Raw genomic sequence first — 15,937 nt, forward strand, 5'->3', positions numbered from 1 at the left:
AATTCCGGGGTTAGCGCTCCGTTTGCCTTAATGTTTCAATCCACCCTGCAAACTCCTCATTGGCCCGTTCCAGAATTAAAGCGCGGCGTTCTTTTCTGCCCCTGGTCTTTTTCTCCAACGGCGGGAACAGCGCGAAGTTAATGTTAGTAGGCTGGAAATTGTCCGCCCGCGCAGGGTCGGTAATGTAATGGAGCAGGGCGCCCAGGGTTGTGGCATGCGGAGGCGGCGGCATGTCCATTCCCAACAACTCCCATGCGGTAAAAGCGCCCGCCAGAAAACCCATGGCCACCGCTTCCACATAACCCTCCACGCCGGTTATCTGGCCCGCCAGCCGGACCCGATGATCATTTTTCAGCGTCAACCCGGCGCTCAACGCTCTTGGGGAATTAATATAAGTGTTCCTGTGCAGCGAGCCGAACCGGAGGAAATGGGCTTCTTTCAACCCCGGTAACGTTCTGAAAATGCGCTCCTGCTCGGGGTAGGTAAGCTTGGTCTGGAACCCCACCAGGTTATATGCGTTCCCTTCCGCGTTTTCCTTCCTCAACTGGATTACGGCGTATGGCCTCTCCCCGGTGGCAGGATTGGTGATACCCACCGGTTTCATGGGCCCGAACGATAAAGCCTCGCGCCCCCGGGAGGCTATTTCCTCTATGGGCAGGCATCCCTCGAAATAATATTCCTTCTCGAAATTTTCGAATCTCACCGTTTGGGCGGACAGAAGACTGTCTATAAAGCTCTCATATTCGTTGCGATTAAGCGGGATGTTCAGATAATCCCCGGCGCCCGGTTCGGCGTACCTGTCCTGCTCGAAAACCATGCTTCTGTCCAAAGAATCGGCCTCCACGATGGGCGCTATGGCGTCGTAAAAATATAGCCCATCGCCTCCGATCAACTCCTTGAGCCGCTCCGCCAAAGCGTTTGAGGTAAGAGGGCCTGTGGATACGATCACCGCGTCGTAACCCTCGGGGATATCCGTCACTTCCTCACGGATGAGTCGTATGTTCTGGCGTGACTGGATGGCCTTTGTCACCGCCTTCCCCAACAACTCCCTGTCCACCGCCAGCGCTTTGCCGGCTGGCACACGGCATTTGCGGGCCATTTCCATGATGAGCGACCCGGCTTTCGAAAGGTTTTCCTTTAGCATGCCGGTGGGCGAAGATAGCTCTTCGGACTTGAGCGAGTTGGAGCACACAAGTTCCCCCAGCCATGCGGTGGCGTGGGCGGGGGTGGATTTTACCGGCCGCATCTCGTAAAGGTCCACGCGGCCGTTCTCGCCCAGGATACGGGACAACTGCCAGGCCGCTTCCGGCCCGGCCAGCCCGCCGCCGATAACGGCTACCTGGAAGGCTCTTCTTCCAGCTGTTTCTTGTAGCCGCATTCCTTGTTGGGGCATTTGAGGAATACGCCCGACTTTAACGATTTTTTCACGAGGAAGGGGTGCTTGCAATCCGGGCAGGCCTCGGCCACCGGCTCGTCCCATGTGGCGAAATCGCACTTGGGATAATTATCGCAACCGTAGAAGGTCTTTCCGGTCTTGGTGCGTTTGCGGGTAAGCTCGCCGCCGCAATCCGGCTTGGGGCATTTAATGCCTATGCCTATTTGCTTTGTGGTCTTGCACTCCGGATAGCGGGAGCATGCCATGTACCGTCCGAACCTGCCGGTCTTTATCACCATGGGGGATCCGCACTTCTCGCATTTCAAATCCGTCGGCTCGTCTGGCGGCGCCTCTTTTTTCTCCATCGGGATTCCGCTGGCGTCCAGTTTCTTGGTGGTTTTGCATTCCGGGTAGCCGGAGCAAGCCAGGAATTTTCCGAACCGTCCGAACTTTATCACCATGGGTTTGCCGCAGTTGTCGCAGACAAATTCCGTCACTTCGGCTTCGGCCTTCACGTTGCGCATCTGTTCGCGCGCCTTGTTCAGGTCCGCTTCAAAGGGCTTGTAAAAATCGTCCAGCGCCAGGGTCCAATTTTTCTGGCCATCTTCCACCTGGTCCAGCTCGTTCTCCATCTGGGCGGTGAACTCCACGTTTATTATGTCGGGGAAATTCTCCACCAGAAGGTCGGTAACCAGTATGCCCAACTCCGAAGGGATAAGCTTGCGGTCCTCCGCCTGGCAGTATTCCCTCTCCTGGATGACGCCCACGATGCCCGCGTAGGTGGACGGCCTGCCGATGCCCCGCTCCTCCAGCTCCCGGATAAGCGACGCTTCGGTGTATCTTGGCGGCGGTTGGGTAAAATGCTGGTTCTCCTTAAGCTCCGCAAGTTTCAGCCGCTGGCCCTCGGCCAGGTCCGCCGGGAGGCGTTTGTCCGAATCGTCAGCGCTTTCATCCGCGTTCTCTTTGGTCTCCTCGTAAACCTTCAGGAACCCGGCGAATTTCATTATGGAGCCGGTGGCCCGCATAGTGTACTCCCCGGCGGTGATGTCCACCGAAGTCACGTCGAACACGGCCTGGGCCATCTGCGAGGCCACGAACCGTTTCCATATCAATTCATATATGGCCAGGTCTTCCTTCGAAAGATGTTTTTTCATCTTCTCCGGCGTCCGCTCCACCGAGGTGGGGCGGATGGCCTCGTGGGCGTCCTGCGCCGATTTCCCGGTCTTGTAAACGTTGGGGCTGGCGGGCATGTATTGGCCGCCGAATTCTTTTTCGATGAAGCCGCGCACGTCGGTGATGGCTTCGGCGGATACCCTGGTGGAGTCAGTCCTCATATAGGTTATAAGACCCACCGGTCCCTCTTCACCCACATCCAAACCCTCGTATAGCCTTTGGGCCACCGACATGGTGCGCCGGGCGTTATAACGAAGCTTGCGCGAGGCCTCCTGCTGGAGTGTGGAGGTGATGAACGGCGCGTAAGGGTTCCGCTTCCGCTCTTTCTTCTCTATCTTCTTTATTACAAGCTCCGCGGCGCGGATGGCGGCGCCTATTTTAGCGGCGTCCTCGCCGGAGCCAATTTCTATCTTTTCGCCCTTGAACTGGGCCAGCTTAACCTCGAACGGCGGCGGGGACGAGCCTTCCACAACTCCGTCTATGGTCCAGTACTCCTGCGGGACGAAGGCGCGGACCTCTTTTTCCCGCTCCACCAATATCCTCATGGCCACCGACTGAACCCTGCCCGCCGAAAGCCCCTTTCTAACCTTCTCCCAAAGGAGCGGCGAAAGTTTATAGCCCATGAGCCTGTCCAGAATCCTGCGGGCCATCTGGGCGTTCACCTTGTTCAGGTTTATCTCGCCCACGTTCTTTATGGCTTCGGTGACGGCTTTCTTGGTGATCTCGTTGAACAGCACCCGGTATATTTTTTTGCCTTTGCCGGAAATTTCCTCCGCCAGATGGGCGGCTATGGCCTCCCCTTCGCGGTCCGGGTCGGGCGCCAGGTATATTATCTCGGCGCTTTTGGCGGCGCTTTTCAGGTCTTTTAAGACGCTGGCCTTGCCCTTGATGGTGACAAACTCCGGTTTGTAACCATTCACAATGTCCACGCCCAGCTTGGACTTGGGCAAATTTTTGATGTGCCCCATGGAGGCCATCACATTAAAATCCTTGCCCAGATACCGCTTCAACGTGGCCGCCTTCGCCGGCGACTCCACCACTAAAAGACCCTTGGCCATTAGAGCAACACCATAAAAAATATAGATTTACGCAAGCATGAAAAGCTTGCCGGGCATCTGTTTCACCTTGCCCTTCAGTTCAAGGGTGAGAAGTATAGCAGACAGCATTGGGGTTGGCAAACCGCTGGACTGGGCGATTATGTCAATATGCCGTTCGGTATGGTCCATGGCCTCCAATGCCATTTGCTCCTCCGGCGTAAGGGGAATGGGGGTTTCCAGGGGCAGTTGGGCTTGCCGGGCCTTCAGTTTTCCCAATACATACTCGGGCAATTCCTCAAGGATATCTTCCACCGACTGGACCAGCTTAGCGTGCCCTTTCTTAATGAGGCGGTTGGGGCCTTCGCTTTTCGGAGAGTTCACCGGGCCGGGCAGGGCGAACACGTCCCGGTTGTCATCCAAAGCGGCGTAGGCAGTTATCAACGCTCCACTTTTCTCGGCGGCCTCTATAACCAGCACCCCGAGACATAATCCGCTGACAACCCGGTTGCGCATGGGGAAATGTATCTTGTCCGGCCCGGCGATGAATGGAAACTGGCTTATCACGGCTCCGGTGTCGGGTATCTTCTTCTGAATGTCCCGGTGCTCGGCCGGGTAATATATGTTCAGCCCGCATCCCAGCACCGCCGCCGTCCTTCCCCCGGCGTTCATTGCGCCCCGGTGCGCCAGGCCATCCACCCCCCTCGCCAGCCCCGACACCACCATTACGCCAAGTTCCGCCAGGGCTCCTGCCAGTTTTTCGGCCATCATCTTGCCGTAGCTTGTGGGCGCGCGCGTCCCCACCACGCCTATCGCAAGCTCGTCCTCCTCCCGCCAATCCCCGGCGATGGATAACACGGGCGGGGGGGAATAAATGTTCTCCAGAGGTTTTGGGTAACCATCTTCACCGAGCAGGTTGATGCTGGCGCCCAGCTTTTCGGCCATTTGGGTTTCCCTGGCGGAGACTTTCAAAGGGTCTGTCCCGCTGATTTTTTTCGCCAGCGCCTCGGACACCCCCTCCACTTCGGCAAGCCGCGCCACTGGAGTTTGAAAAACCTCCATGGCCGAGCCGAACGCCGCCACGAGCCGGTGGAATATCACAGGCCCGATGAACGGCACTGCGTTCAACGCTATGCGGTAGTCGCGGTCATCACCTGGCATTTATGCTTTTCCTTATTGCGCCCGTTGCGAGACAAAATCCAGATAAACCGCCCTTACTTTCGCCATGGTCTCCTTTACCTCCCCCAACAACCTTTCAGGCCCCACGCCGGGAAGAGCAACCATCCGCGCCAGCCGCCGCAACGCCGCAACATCCAGCGGGATCACATTTAACGCCTGTTCCCGGTCCATCCTCAAAGCGTCTTCCAGGGAGCGGTATAGGACATACGCTTTTTCCAGCTCCACGGTGTCTTGGGCGGAAATGATTTTGCGGGCTCTAGCCCTTGCCAGGGTGGACATGGTGAACGGCTCTTCCTTCTCCGGCGGGGAGCCCAGCGACGGTTCCTCCAGCGCCAGCCATTGCAGGATGAACTCTATTTCAATCAGCCCGCCCCGGCCGAACTTTATGTCCACCGCGCCAGTCCTCACCTTTTCGTCGGCTATGCGTTCCCGGATCTCGGCAATGCGGGCCGATTCCTGCGGGGTAAGGGGTGGGTGAGTTATAAACCTGTCCATCGTTTCCATCACCATGGCCCCCACAGCCTCATCTCCGGCGATGGGGCGGGCGCCCACCAGCGCCAGCCGTTCCCACGCGTCGGCTTTGCCGCCGTAATATTCTTCCGCCGCGTTGATGGAGGGCACAAGCTCTCCTTTCTCGCCATAGGGGCGCAGACGCATGTCCAGCGCGTATCCGGAACCGTATGGAGTATATGCCCCGCAAAGCCTGATAGCATGTTGAGTCAATAACGTTACCCCGGCCCTGTCCATTTCCCGGTCGTCCACGAACACTATAAGGTCCATGTCCGACCCGTAGTTCATCTCCCGGCGGCCCAGTTTTCCCGCCGCCAGAACAGCCCAGCCCTTTTCGCCGCAACCGGTTTCAAAGGCCGCCAGGGAGAATGAGGCCTTCAAAAACTCCTCGGCAAGTTTTGTAAGACCCTCCATCAGCTCGAACCTGTCCGATAAGCCCAATAACCTGCGCAAACCCAGCCGCAGGCTTTCGGCGGAGCGGAACATGTTCAGTGACGACATTTTGTTTTCGGCGGTTCCGCCGCCATCCAGCGCCGAGCGGAACTCCCCCCGGTAACGGAACCTGTCGGCGGGCCTTTCCAATGGGTCGGCCACCAGCATGCGGTCTAGAACATCGGGCTGGCGGATGAGTGTGGCCGTGAGCCGCTCCGATTGGGAGAAGATGGCCGACAGGAGTTTTATTATGGGTCTGGTCTCGTCCAGAAGCTCATATAGCATGTCGCGCCCGCCCCTTGCCTCCACGAAACGCTCGAAACCCACAAGCACATGGTCGGGCCATGGGGTAGCCTGGGCTTCCCTTATTATCTCCGGCCCGAACCTGTCGAAAGCCAGCCTGCTCCTTTCAGACGGATGGGTGAAGGGTTTGCCGTTACGCAAGGTGTTCAGCGCCCGGGCCGATTCTTCAGGTTTGTCGAAGCTCAAGGAATCCAGCCATGCGGTGATGGTCTCAACATCATCGGTGGGGGCCGGGAAAGAGTCCGCCGCCTTTTTTTCCTCTTCCTTCTTGAAAAACAAGTCAAAGATGTTCCGCACCCGTTTTTGGCGTTTTTTGGTCTCTTCCAATAGCGTGGCCGCCGGATCCTCAGAGTCAAAACCCATCAGCTTGCCAAGTACTTTGAGCCGCTCGGGGTATTCAGGCATGGAATGGGTCTGGAGCAACTGATGATACTGGATACGGTTCTCCAGCCGCCTGTAGAATAGATATGATTCCCTCAAGTCCCGGTGATGTGGAGCGGAGAGAAGCCCCAGGGTCCGGCACGCGTCCAGGGCTTTTAGCGTATTCTGCGTCCTCAGTTCCGGATAACGCGCCGCGTAAAGCAACTGCATGGCCTGGGTCACAAACTCTATCTCCCGGATGCCGCCATGGCCGAGCTTTATGTTCCTTTCGGCGTTTCTTACCCCTTTTTTCGACTGAAGCTGAAGATCTATCTTGCCTTTCATGGCGGCGATTTCATCTATGGCGCGCTGGTCCAGGTATTTCCTGTACATGAACGGGTAGAGCCTGCGGAGGGTCTCATCGCCCACTTGTTTTGAGCCGCCGCAAACCCGGGCCTTTAACAAGGCCTGGCGCTCCCATTGCTGGCCCCATGACTCGTAATAAACCTCCATGGCCCCTATGGAGTTTGTAATCTCCCCCCGGGTCCCTTCCGGGCGCAGGTCCAGGTCCACCCGGAAAACGGAGCCATCCTCGGTGGATTCCCCCAACAGCCTGGTCACCTCCCGCGCCACCATTACAAAATGCTGGTGGAGGGGCGTGATGGCGGAGCCATCCTCTTTGCCGGTGGTGGAGCCGTTGTTCGACGAATGTACATATATAAGATCCACGTCCGACGATATGTTCAACTCCTCACCGCCCAGCTTCCCCATGCCCAGGCAGGCGAATCTGGCCGGAAGCTCCTCTTTCCCCTCAAAAGGGGTATAAAAAGGCTGGCCATGAAGCTTAAGAAACTTCGTTTCGGCGATTGTTATGGCGGTGTCTATGGCGATGTCGGCCACGGTGGACCATTCGGCCAGCGCCTCGGTGACTTCGCACAGGCCCGCCAGTTCCCGGGCGGCGATGCGGGCCAGTTCCCGGTGCTTGAACCTTCGCAGGGCGGGCATTGGCTCCATTGCCGTCAGTAGCATTTCGATATGCCCCTGCATGGATTCTTTGCCTCGTGACGAAAGCAGAATCTCCCCGGTGGTGAGCCAGTCCAGGTCATTGGGCCGGGCAAGGATGTAGTTGGTAAGGTAATCGCTTCCGGCGAACAACCCGGCCAGCGGAGTGAAAATTTCCGGGAAGGAGGCCAGTTGGGGCCTTGTTTCAAAAAGCCGGTTGAACCCGGAGGCCACGGTGTCCGGATCGGCTGATGATAGGACGATTTCTTCCGGTGTCATAATCAGGATTCGCCGAGCCAAATGAGCAGGTTAATCCAACATGGGAACTTTGCGCGAGGCGTCGGTTTCACTCCTCGGCCTTGATATGGTATTCCCCGATCTTTTTCATAAGCGTGTTCCGGTTCACGCCCAAAAGCTTTGCCGCGTGGGTCTGCACGCCATCGGCCTTCTTTAGCGCGTGTTCTATAAGCGTCTTCTCCACAAGGCTTATCACGGTGTCGTAAACCTGGCCTTCCGGGGCGGATTCCATAAGTTCCATGGTGAGCCGCGAAAGGCTCTCTTCCGGTTTCCTGCCATCCTTGGCGCCGGTGATCTCCGGCGGCAGGTCTTCCACGGTGATGGTGTCTCCGGGGGCCATCAGGGCGCCCCGGCGGATGACGTTTTCAAGCTCCCTCACGTTTCCGGGCCAGTTGTAGCGCGTAAGGGCATCCATGGCCGCCGGGGCCAGCATCTTCTGTTTTTCGTTAAAGGTGCGGGCTATCTTGGACAAAAAATGCCTGGCCAGCGCCGGTATGTCCGGTAGCCGCTCAGACAGGGGAGGCAGGGCTATCCGCACAACGTTGAGACGGTGGTACAGGTCTTCACGGAACTTCCCCTCGGCCACTTCCGTGGCCAGGTTCCTGTTGGTGGAGGCTATCACCCTTACATCTATTTTTACGGGGCGCGTGGCGCCTACCGGGTAAAACTCCCGCTCCTGCAGTACCCGTAGCATCTTGGCCTGGAGAGACAGGGGCATCTCCCCCACCTCGTCCAGCAGGATGGCCCCGCCGTTTGCGGCCAGGAATTTCCCTTTTTGATCTTCCACCGCGCCGGTGAATGCCCCTTTAACATGGCCGAAAAGCTCCGACTCCAGAAGGTCGTGAGGGATGGCCGCGCAGTTTACCGTGATGAACGGCTCCCGCGCCCGGGCCGAGTTTTGATGGAGCGCCCTGGCCACCAGTTCCTTACCGGAGCCGGTGGGGCCGGTGATTAATACCGTGGCGTCGGAATTGGCCGCCCGGCCGATAAGCTTGAACACGTCCTGCATGGAAGGAGCCCGGCCGATTATTTCGTCCGGCGACGATTTTACCGGCTCCGCGGACTTTAGCTGGGCCAGCTCCCCGGCCATTTTGCGATACTCGCCCACCCTCTGGGCCAGCAGGGCAACCTCGTTCAGGTCGAAAGGTTTCGTCAAGTAATCGAACGCCCCTTTCTGCATGGCCTCTATGGCGTTTTTCATGGTGGCCTCGGCGGTCATCACCACCACAGACGGGGCGTTGGGCCGCCGCTTGATGCTCTCCAGCAGGTCCAACCCCGAGCCGTCTGGCATCATAATGTCCACAAAGGCCAGGAAATAGGGATATTCGTTGAGAAATTCACCGGCTTCGGCCACGGTGGAGGCGGCGTCCACCACGTATCCTTTGCGGGTCAACCCACGGGAAAGCACGAAACGCAGACTGCTTTCGTCGTCCACCACCAGTATCCGGTTAAACTTTTCTTCAGCCATAATCAAAAAGGTACAGGTTTCCAACTGTAAAATCAATTCCGTTAACATAACGGATAAGGTAGGATTTATGCCTTGGACAATCGTTAGTGTAGAGGTCATAACGCCAGATGGACGATTCGGTAACGTATAAAACCGCCGGGGTGGACATAGACGCGGGCATGGAAAGCCTGCGCAGGATTAAAAAAGCCGCCGCCGCCACCCACAATACTTCCGTGCTTACCGGGCTGGGCTCTTTCGGCTCCCTTTTCGATATGGGAGCCACGCTGAAAGAATTTCAAGAGCCGGTGCTGGTGCAGAGCGTGGACGGGGTTGGCACAAAGCTTATGGTGGCCCGCATGATGGGCCGGTACGACACCGTGGGCGTTGACCTGGTGAACCACTGTTGCAACGACATTCTCTGCCAGGGCGCGCGGGGGCTTACGTTCCTGGACTACATAGCGGTGGACGTGCTGAAGCCGGAACAGATAGAAGCGCTTGTAACCGGCATGGCCAAAGCCTGCGCCGCCAACGGCGTGGCCCTGGTGGGAGGGGAGACGGCGGAGCTTCCTGGAGTTTATGCCGCAGGGGAGTATGACCTGGTGGGGCTTATCACAGGGGTGGTTGATAAATCAAAAATAATCACCGGCAGGGACATAAAAAAAGGTGATGTGATAATCGGGCTTAAATCATCCGGCCTGCACACCAACGGCTACACCCTGGCCCGGAAAGTTTTATTCGACCGCATGGGATTTGGTGTGGACAGCCATCACCCCGAACTTGGAACGACGGTGGGGGAGGCCCTACTGGCTTCACATAGGGATTATTCCCGTCCTCTTCTTCCGGTTTTTGAAAAGCGCCGTGTGAAGGGTGTGGCCCACATCACCGGCGGCGGACTTATAGACAACGTGCCCAGGATTCTCCCATCCAATGTGGACGCGGTATTCAAAACCTCATCATGGACGGTTCCGGCGCTGTTCCGGCTCATAGCGCAGGGAGGGGCCGTTCCCAAGGATGACATGTACCGCTCCACGAACATGGGGGTGGGGATAATACTGGTGGTCTCGCCCGAAGAAGCTTCCGCCGTGGCTGGCGACCTGAAAGATGCGGGGGAAGAGCCGATGTTCATCGGGGAGATAGCCGAGGGAAGCGGCGCGACCCGGCTTGAGTAAGGCCGTGATCAGTCCTTCTTGGGGGCTGTCTCCATCATGTCCCGGAAGAACTTGACCATCTCCGGGTTGTCCCACTCCCGGGCGCCCTGGGCCTGAGCCACTACCAATCCATCAGGATTTACCACAAAAGTGGCGGGTATGCTGGTAACGCCATATTCCCTGGCCACATTGGCCGTGTCCATCAGCACACTGAACGACACACCCAATTCCTTCGCGAACTGGCGGATTTTAACGGGTTCGGCGTCGTCCAGGCTGATGGCCAGCATCACGAATGGGTCGTTCTTCATGGTCTGGTTCAGTTTTTCCATGAGCGGCATTTCCACAACGCAGGGGCCGCACCAGGACGCCCAGAAATTAATGAACACCCATTTTCCCCTGAAGTCCGTTAAAGAAACGGACCTGCCGTTCACATCGCTAAGGGTGAACAGGGGGGCTGGAGGGTCTATGACTTTCTCCGCCGGTTTGGCTTCCGACTCGGCCAGTAAAGCGTTCTCCACCCCTTGGCGCACATATGGCGTTCCGGCCACAACAGCTACCACCACGAACAGGGCTAAAATACCAAGTATGGCGGCCAGACGCGGAGAACCCGGCAATTTGGGGGCTTTGAACGAAGGCAAGACTGATAACGCTTTCAAATACTCATATATACTTGGAATTATATACGCTTGGGCCGCCTCCCAGTCAAACCCTAATTTGATTGACTGGCCTTTGGGGACGTGTTATAAAAACCAACTTGCCAATCGGCATGAGACGTTCCAAAGCGCCGGTGTGCGCCGCTACATAGAGGATAGTTTATGAAAATCCACGAGTTCCAGGCAAAAGAAATACTGAGAAATTTCGGCGTCCCCACGCCCAAGGGCAAAGTTGCCACACGGGTTGAGGAGATTGACGCGATTGTGAGCGAACTGGGCCTGCCGGTGGTGGTAAAGGCCCAGATTCACGCCGGTGGCCGTGGCAAAGCTGGTGGAGTGAAACTGGCTAAAACCCTGGAAGACGCCCGTTCCATAGCCAAAGAGCTGATAGGCAAAACCCTGGTGACCCATCAGACCGGCCCTGAAGGCCGCGAGGTTAAAACACTTCTGGTGGAAGAGGGGATGACCATAGTAAGGGAGCTTTACATGGGCATAGTGGTGGATCGTGAAACATCGCGCCCCTGTTTCATGGTCTCCGAAGAGGGTGGTATGGAGATAGAGGAAGTGGCCGCCAAAACCCCCGAAAAGATAATGAAAGTATGGATAGACCCGGCGGTGGGCCTTATGCCCAGCCAGGCGCGGGACATGGCTTTCTTCCTGAACCTGCCGCAAGAAGTTTTCAAACCGGGGGTGGATTTCATCCTGAAACTTTACAAGGCGTTCGAGGCTAAAGACTGCTCCATGGCCGAGATAAACCCCCTGGTCATCACCGGGGACAACCGGGTGCTAGCCCTGGACTGCAAGATGAATTTCGACGACAACGCCCTGTTCCGGCAGAAAGACGTGGTGGCCTACCGCGACCTCAACGAAGAGGCGGAGCTGGAGATAGAGGCTTCCAAGTATTCCCTCAACTATATTAAGCTGGACGGCAACATAGGTTGCATGGTCAACGGCGCCGGGCTTGCCATGGCCACCATGGACATCATAAAGCTGGCCGGCGGCGAGCCCGCCAACTTCCTGGACGTGGGCGGCGGCGCCACGGAGGAACAGATAGAGAACGCCTTCCGCATAATTTTGGCCGACCCGCACGTTAAGGGCATCTTCATAAACATTTTCGGCGGCATCCTGCGGTGCGACAGGCTGGCCAACGGCGTGGTGAGCGCCGCCAGGAAGATAAACGTGTCGGCTCCGGTGGTTATCCGGATGGAAGGCACCAACGTGGCCGAAGGGAAAAAGATACTGGAAGAGAGCGGGTTTAACTTCATAGTGGCCGAAGGGATGCGCGATGGCGCGGCGAAAGCCGTGGCCGCCATCGGGGCCGCTGTTAACGCGTAGGTGTAAAAATGAGCGTGCTGGTTGACGAGAACACAAAGCTTATAGTTCAGGGTATCACGGGCAAGGAGGGCTCCTTCCACGCCCTGGGATGCAAAAATTACGGCACCAACGTGGTTGGCGGCGTTACCCCCGGCAAGGAAGGGCAGGACATGGAGGGCATCCCGGTGTTCAACACCGTCCAGCGGGCGGTGGACGCCACCGGAGCCAACGCCACCATGATTTTCGTGCCGCCCCCATTCGCGGCGGACGCCATTTTCGAGGCGGCGGAGGCCGGTATTAGCCTTATCGTGTGCATAACCGAGGGTATCCCGGTGTATGATATGATAAAAATAAAGCGTTACATGCAGGGGCGGAAGAACCGGCTTATCGGCCCCAACTGTCCGGGAATAATCACCCCTGGCAAAGCCAAGATAGGCATCATGCCGGGTCACATACACAGGCCCGGTCCGGTGGGGGTCGTTTCCCGGTCCGGCACGCTTACCTACGAGGTGGTGGGCCAGCTTACGGCCTTGGGCATTGGCCAGTCCACTTGCATCGGAATCGGGGGAGACCCTGTTAACGGCACCAACTTCGTGGACGCGCTGGAGTTGTTCAACAGCGACACTCAGACTAAAGCCATCTGCATGATTGGCGAAATCGGCGGTTCGGCTGAGGAAGAGGCCGCCGGGTACGTGAAAGCCAAGGTTAAAAAACCGGTTGTGGGTTTTATAGCCGGGCAAACCGCGCCCCCGGGTCGCAGAATGGGGCATGCCGGGGCGATAATTTCCGGCGGACACGGAACAGCGGAAGAGAAAATGAAGGTGATGGCCGCTTGTGGCGTCACCGTTTGCAAGTCCCCCGCGGATCTGGGCGAAACCATCAAGGGGGTTCTTGAATCCAACTAAGGGTCTTTATCATTGAGCGGTTGGGCCGCCACGGAAGCATCCGCCAAAAGCGGGGCGGATGTTGCCGCGGCGACCTTTCCGTTTGGAACACGGACGCGTGAAAACGCGCTTTGAAAGGCAAGGACGGTGGCAGAAAAAAAGACTGATCTCATCATCAGGTTCGGCGGAGAGGGTGGCGAAGGCATCATCTCCTCCGGCGACATGGTGGCCCAGGCCGCGGTGCGCTCCGGTCTTGAGGTCCTGACATTCAAGACCTTCCCGGCGGAGATCAAGGGCGGCTACGCCATGTATCAAACCAGGTTCGCCCACGACAAGATTCTTTCCGAAGGCTCCGGGTTCGACGTTATGGTGGCCTTCAACCAGGAGGCGCTGGAGCTTAACAAGAAGTTCCTGAAGGAAGGCAACGCGCTCATTTACGACTACCCTGGCGGAGACATAACCGAGGAGCAGAACATCCCGGGCGTCCACTGCTATCCGGTCCCCATGAGCAAAATATCAAAAGAGGACATCGGCAATTACCGCTCCAAGAACATGGTTTGCATGGGCGCGGTGGCGGAGCTTTTCTCCATATCCATGGAGCAGATCCGGGGTACCATCCAGTCCAAGTTCGGCAAGAAGGGCGCCGACATCGTTGAGATGAACTTCAAGGCCCTGGACGCCGGGCGCGACCATGTGCGCTCCAACATCAAGAAGACAGACTCTTACAAGATGGACTCGGGCAAGACCGCCGAGAACACCATAATAATTTCCGGTAACGACGCGGTGGGGCTGGGCGCTCTGATGGCCGGGGTCCAGTATTTCTCGGCCTATCCCATAACCCCCGCCACCGAGGTTGCCTATTTCCTGGCGCGCCACCTGCCAAAAGCCAACGGCAACCTGGTGCAGGCCGAGGACGAAATAGCCTCTATCGCCAATGTTATCGGCGCCTCGTACGCGGGCTTGAAGGCCATGACGTCCACGTCGGGCCCCGGCCTGTCGCTGATGCAGGAGCTTATCGGCATGGCCTCCATGATGGAGGTGCCGGTGGTGATATGCGACGTCCAGCGCGGCGGCCCTTCCACTGGCTTGCCGACCAAGCATGAGCAGTCGGACCTGTTCCTGGCGGCCCACGGCTGTCATGGCGACGCCCCCAGGGTGGTGTTAAGCCCCGAAGGGGTGGAAGATTGCGTGTACCTTACGGTGGAGGCTTTCAATATCGCCGAAAAGTACCAGCTTCCGGTGATGGTCCTCTCCGACGGCTCACTGGGTTTCCGCACCGCTTCCATGAAGAAACCGGATCCTTCGAAACTGCGCCTGGTGACCCGCGAAAAGTACGAGGGCAACGGGGGCGATTTCAAACGGTACAAGCTTACCGAAAGCGGGGTTTCGCCAATGTCCATCCCCGGCACGCCCGGCGGCGCGTACATATCCACCGGCCTGGAGCACGCGGAATCTTCCGCGCCACGCTACACGGCGGACAATCGCACGGCCATGATGGACAAACGGTTCAAGAAACTCGACAACCTGGAAGATTTCTTCCAGCCCACCGAGGCGGATTACCAGGATGGGGCGGAAATAGGCGTCATCGCCTGGGGCTCCACCATTGGTGTGGCCCGCGAGGCTGTGAACGAAGCCAGGGCCGCCGGGTTGAAAGTTTCTGCGCTTTATCCGAAGCTTGTATGGCCGTTGCCTTTGAAGGCCATAAACAAGTTCATCGGCAAGCACAAAAAGATACTCATACCCGAGGTGAACAAGCAGGGCCAGCTGGCCAAGCTTATAACCGGCGAGACCGGCTGTGTCCCCATAAGCTACACCATCTACGGCGGCATGCCCTTCACCCCGGCCATGATCGCCGAGAAGATAAAGGAGATATCCAAATGACGACCACCGCCACCGAACCTTTGAAATCGAAAGATTACAAGAGCGAAGTTCCGCCCACATGGTGCCCCGGTTGTGGCGACTATGGCGTGCTCAACGCTCTTCTTAAGTCGTACGCAGACCTTCAGCTGGACATCAACAATACAGTGATGGTGTCGGGCATCGGCTGTTCGTCGCGGATACCCTATTTCGTGAAGACCTACGGCATGCACACCGCCCACGGGCGTGTTCTGCCAGTGGCCTCTGGCGTAAAAGTCGCCCGGCCCGACCTGGAGGTTATAGCATTCGGCGGCGACGGGGACGGGTTCTCCATCGGTGGCGGGCATGTGCCCCACGTGGCCCGGAAGAACACCGACATCACCTATATCGTTATGGACAACTCCATATACGGCCTTACCAAGGGGCAGATGTCGCCCACCAGCCCGCTGGGCATGGTGACCTCCACCACGCCCTACGGTGTGCCGGACAATCCCTTGAACCCCCTGTCGTTCTGCCTTACATACGGCGCCACTTTCGTGGCCCAGGCTTACAGCTCACAGGGCAAGGTTCTTACGGACCTCATAACCAAGGCTATCAAGCACAAAGGATTCGCCTTCATAGACGTGGTGAGCCCATGCCCCACGTTCAACAAGGTGAACACTTTCGACTCTTACAAGGGCCATGTGGAGGACGTGCCTGCGGACCACGACGTGACGGACGTGAACGCCGCCATTAAGCTGGCCAACCAGAGCCGGGCAGAGGGCAAGGTGCTTACCGGCGTGTTTTACCAGGTGGAGAAACCCACCCTGCTGGACAGGCTGGGAGAGATCCGCAAGAAAGCTGGCGGGTCGGCTGATTTTGACGTGAACAGCGTCATCAACGGTTACGTTCCGTAAAGAGTCTAGAGGCAAGCAAAGCGCCGGCGGATGGCCGAAAGTCCAACCGGCGCTTTTTATTTTTTTAAGGAGA

Annotated in this window: 11 protein-coding genes; 5 read left to right on the forward strand and 6 right to left on the reverse strand. The window is 57.6% G+C overall.

What is annotated here, in order from left to right; all coding sequences use genetic code 11:
- Positions 1-10: 10 nt before the first annotated feature.
- The 5 genes from trmFO to HY751_13615 form a co-directional block, all read right to left on the reverse strand.
- On the reverse strand, positions 11-1,378 hold the full coding sequence (trmFO, locus tag HY751_13595; protein ID MBI4667431.1) for a methylenetetrahydrofolate--tRNA-(uracil(54)-C(5))-methyltransferase (FADH(2)-oxidizing) TrmFO: 1,368 nt from the start codon (positions 1,376-1,378) through the stop codon (positions 11-13).
- On the reverse strand, positions 1,336-3,606 hold the full coding sequence (gene topA, locus HY751_13600) for a type I DNA topoisomerase (protein MBI4667432.1): 2,271 nt from the start codon (positions 3,604-3,606) through the stop codon (positions 1,336-1,338). The genes trmFO and topA overlap by 43 nt, the downstream gene beginning before the upstream one ends.
- Before the next feature lie 27 nt (positions 3,607-3,633).
- Positions 3,634-4,743: a DNA-protecting protein DprA gene (gene dprA, locus HY751_13605; protein ID MBI4667433.1), complete on the reverse strand. Its 1,110-nt coding sequence runs from the start codon at positions 4,741-4,743 to the stop codon at positions 3,634-3,636.
- Between the two features lie 12 nt (positions 4,744-4,755).
- Positions 4,756-7,647, reverse strand: a complete 2,892-nt coding sequence (glnE, locus tag HY751_13610; protein ID MBI4667434.1) for a bifunctional [glutamate--ammonia ligase]-adenylyl-L-tyrosine phosphorylase/[glutamate--ammonia-ligase] adenylyltransferase — start codon at positions 7,645-7,647, stop codon at positions 4,756-4,758.
- 67 nt (positions 7,648-7,714) lie between these two features.
- Positions 7,715-9,133, reverse strand: a complete 1,419-nt coding sequence (locus HY751_13615; protein MBI4667435.1) for a sigma-54-dependent Fis family transcriptional regulator — start codon at positions 9,131-9,133, stop codon at positions 7,715-7,717.
- Positions 9,134-9,240: 107 nt separating this feature from the next.
- Here HY751_13615 and HY751_13620 point away from each other — a divergent pair, with 107 nt between their 5' ends.
- A complete protein-coding gene (locus HY751_13620; protein ID MBI4667436.1) occupies positions 9,241-10,281 on the forward strand; it encodes a phosphoribosylformylglycinamidine cyclo-ligase in 1,041 nt (346 codons plus the stop codon).
- A gap of 8 nt (positions 10,282-10,289) precedes the next feature.
- Here HY751_13620 and HY751_13625 read toward each other — a convergent pair whose 3' ends face one another.
- Positions 10,290-10,898, reverse strand: a complete 609-nt coding sequence (locus HY751_13625; GenBank protein MBI4667437.1) for a TlpA family protein disulfide reductase — start codon at positions 10,896-10,898, stop codon at positions 10,290-10,292.
- Between the two features lie 177 nt (positions 10,899-11,075).
- Between HY751_13625 and sucC the strand changes: the two genes are divergently transcribed.
- The 4 genes from sucC (at position 11,076) to HY751_13645 (ending at position 15,864) form a co-directional block, all read left to right on the forward strand.
- A complete protein-coding gene (gene sucC / locus HY751_13630; GenBank protein ID MBI4667438.1) occupies positions 11,076-12,248 on the forward strand; it encodes an ADP-forming succinate--CoA ligase subunit beta in 1,173 nt (390 codons plus the stop codon).
- Between the two features lie 8 nt (positions 12,249-12,256).
- Positions 12,257-13,132 carry a succinate--CoA ligase subunit alpha gene (gene sucD / locus HY751_13635; protein ID MBI4667439.1) on the forward strand — a complete coding sequence of 292 codons (876 nt, stop codon included), beginning with the start codon at positions 12,257-12,259 and terminating at the stop codon, positions 13,130-13,132.
- Between the two features lie 126 nt (positions 13,133-13,258).
- Positions 13,259-14,992 carry a 2-oxoacid:acceptor oxidoreductase subunit alpha gene (locus tag HY751_13640; GenBank protein ID MBI4667440.1) on the forward strand — a complete coding sequence of 578 codons (1,734 nt, stop codon included), beginning with the start codon at positions 13,259-13,261 and terminating at the stop codon, positions 14,990-14,992.
- Positions 14,989-15,864: a 2-oxoacid:ferredoxin oxidoreductase subunit beta gene (locus HY751_13645; GenBank protein ID MBI4667441.1), complete on the forward strand. Its 876-nt coding sequence runs from the start codon at positions 14,989-14,991 to the stop codon at positions 15,862-15,864. The genes HY751_13640 and HY751_13645 overlap by 4 nt, the downstream gene beginning before the upstream one ends.
- The last annotated feature ends 73 nt before the right edge of the window (positions 15,865-15,937 follow it).

Source organism: Nitrospinota bacterium, assembly GCA_016208975.1.
Lineage (GTDB): Bacteria > Nitrospinota_A > UBA7883 > UBA7883 > JACRLM01 > JACQXA01.

What these genes read in the sequence shown, in the direction of transcription:
- dprA (MBI4667433.1), bottom strand. Translation starts at nt 4,743, where the DNA reads ATGCCAGGTGATGACCGCGACTACCGCATAGCGTTGAACGCAGTGCCG.
- HY751_13620 (MBI4667436.1), top strand. Translation starts at nt 9,241, where the DNA reads ATGGACGATTCGGTAACGTATAAAACCGCCGGGGTGGACATAGACGCG.
- sucD (MBI4667439.1), top strand. Translation starts at nt 12,257, where the DNA reads ATGAGCGTGCTGGTTGACGAGAACACAAAGCTTATAGTTCAGGGTATC.
- glnE (MBI4667434.1), bottom strand. Translation starts at nt 7,647, where the DNA reads ATGACACCGGAAGAAATCGTCCTATCATCAGCCGATCCGGACACCGTG.
- HY751_13615 (MBI4667435.1), bottom strand. Translation starts at nt 9,133, where the DNA reads ATGGCTGAAGAAAAGTTTAACCGGATACTGGTGGTGGACGACGAAAGC.
- topA (MBI4667432.1), bottom strand. Translation starts at nt 3,606, where the DNA reads ATGGCCAAGGGTCTTTTAGTGGTGGAGTCGCCGGCGAAGGCGGCCACG.
- trmFO (MBI4667431.1), bottom strand. Translation starts at nt 1,378, where the DNA reads ATGCGGCTACAAGAAACAGCTGGAAGAAGAGCCTTCCAGGTAGCCGTT.
- HY751_13645 (MBI4667441.1), top strand. Translation starts at nt 14,989, where the DNA reads ATGACGACCACCGCCACCGAACCTTTGAAATCGAAAGATTACAAGAGC.
- sucC (MBI4667438.1), top strand. Translation starts at nt 11,076, where the DNA reads ATGAAAATCCACGAGTTCCAGGCAAAAGAAATACTGAGAAATTTCGGC.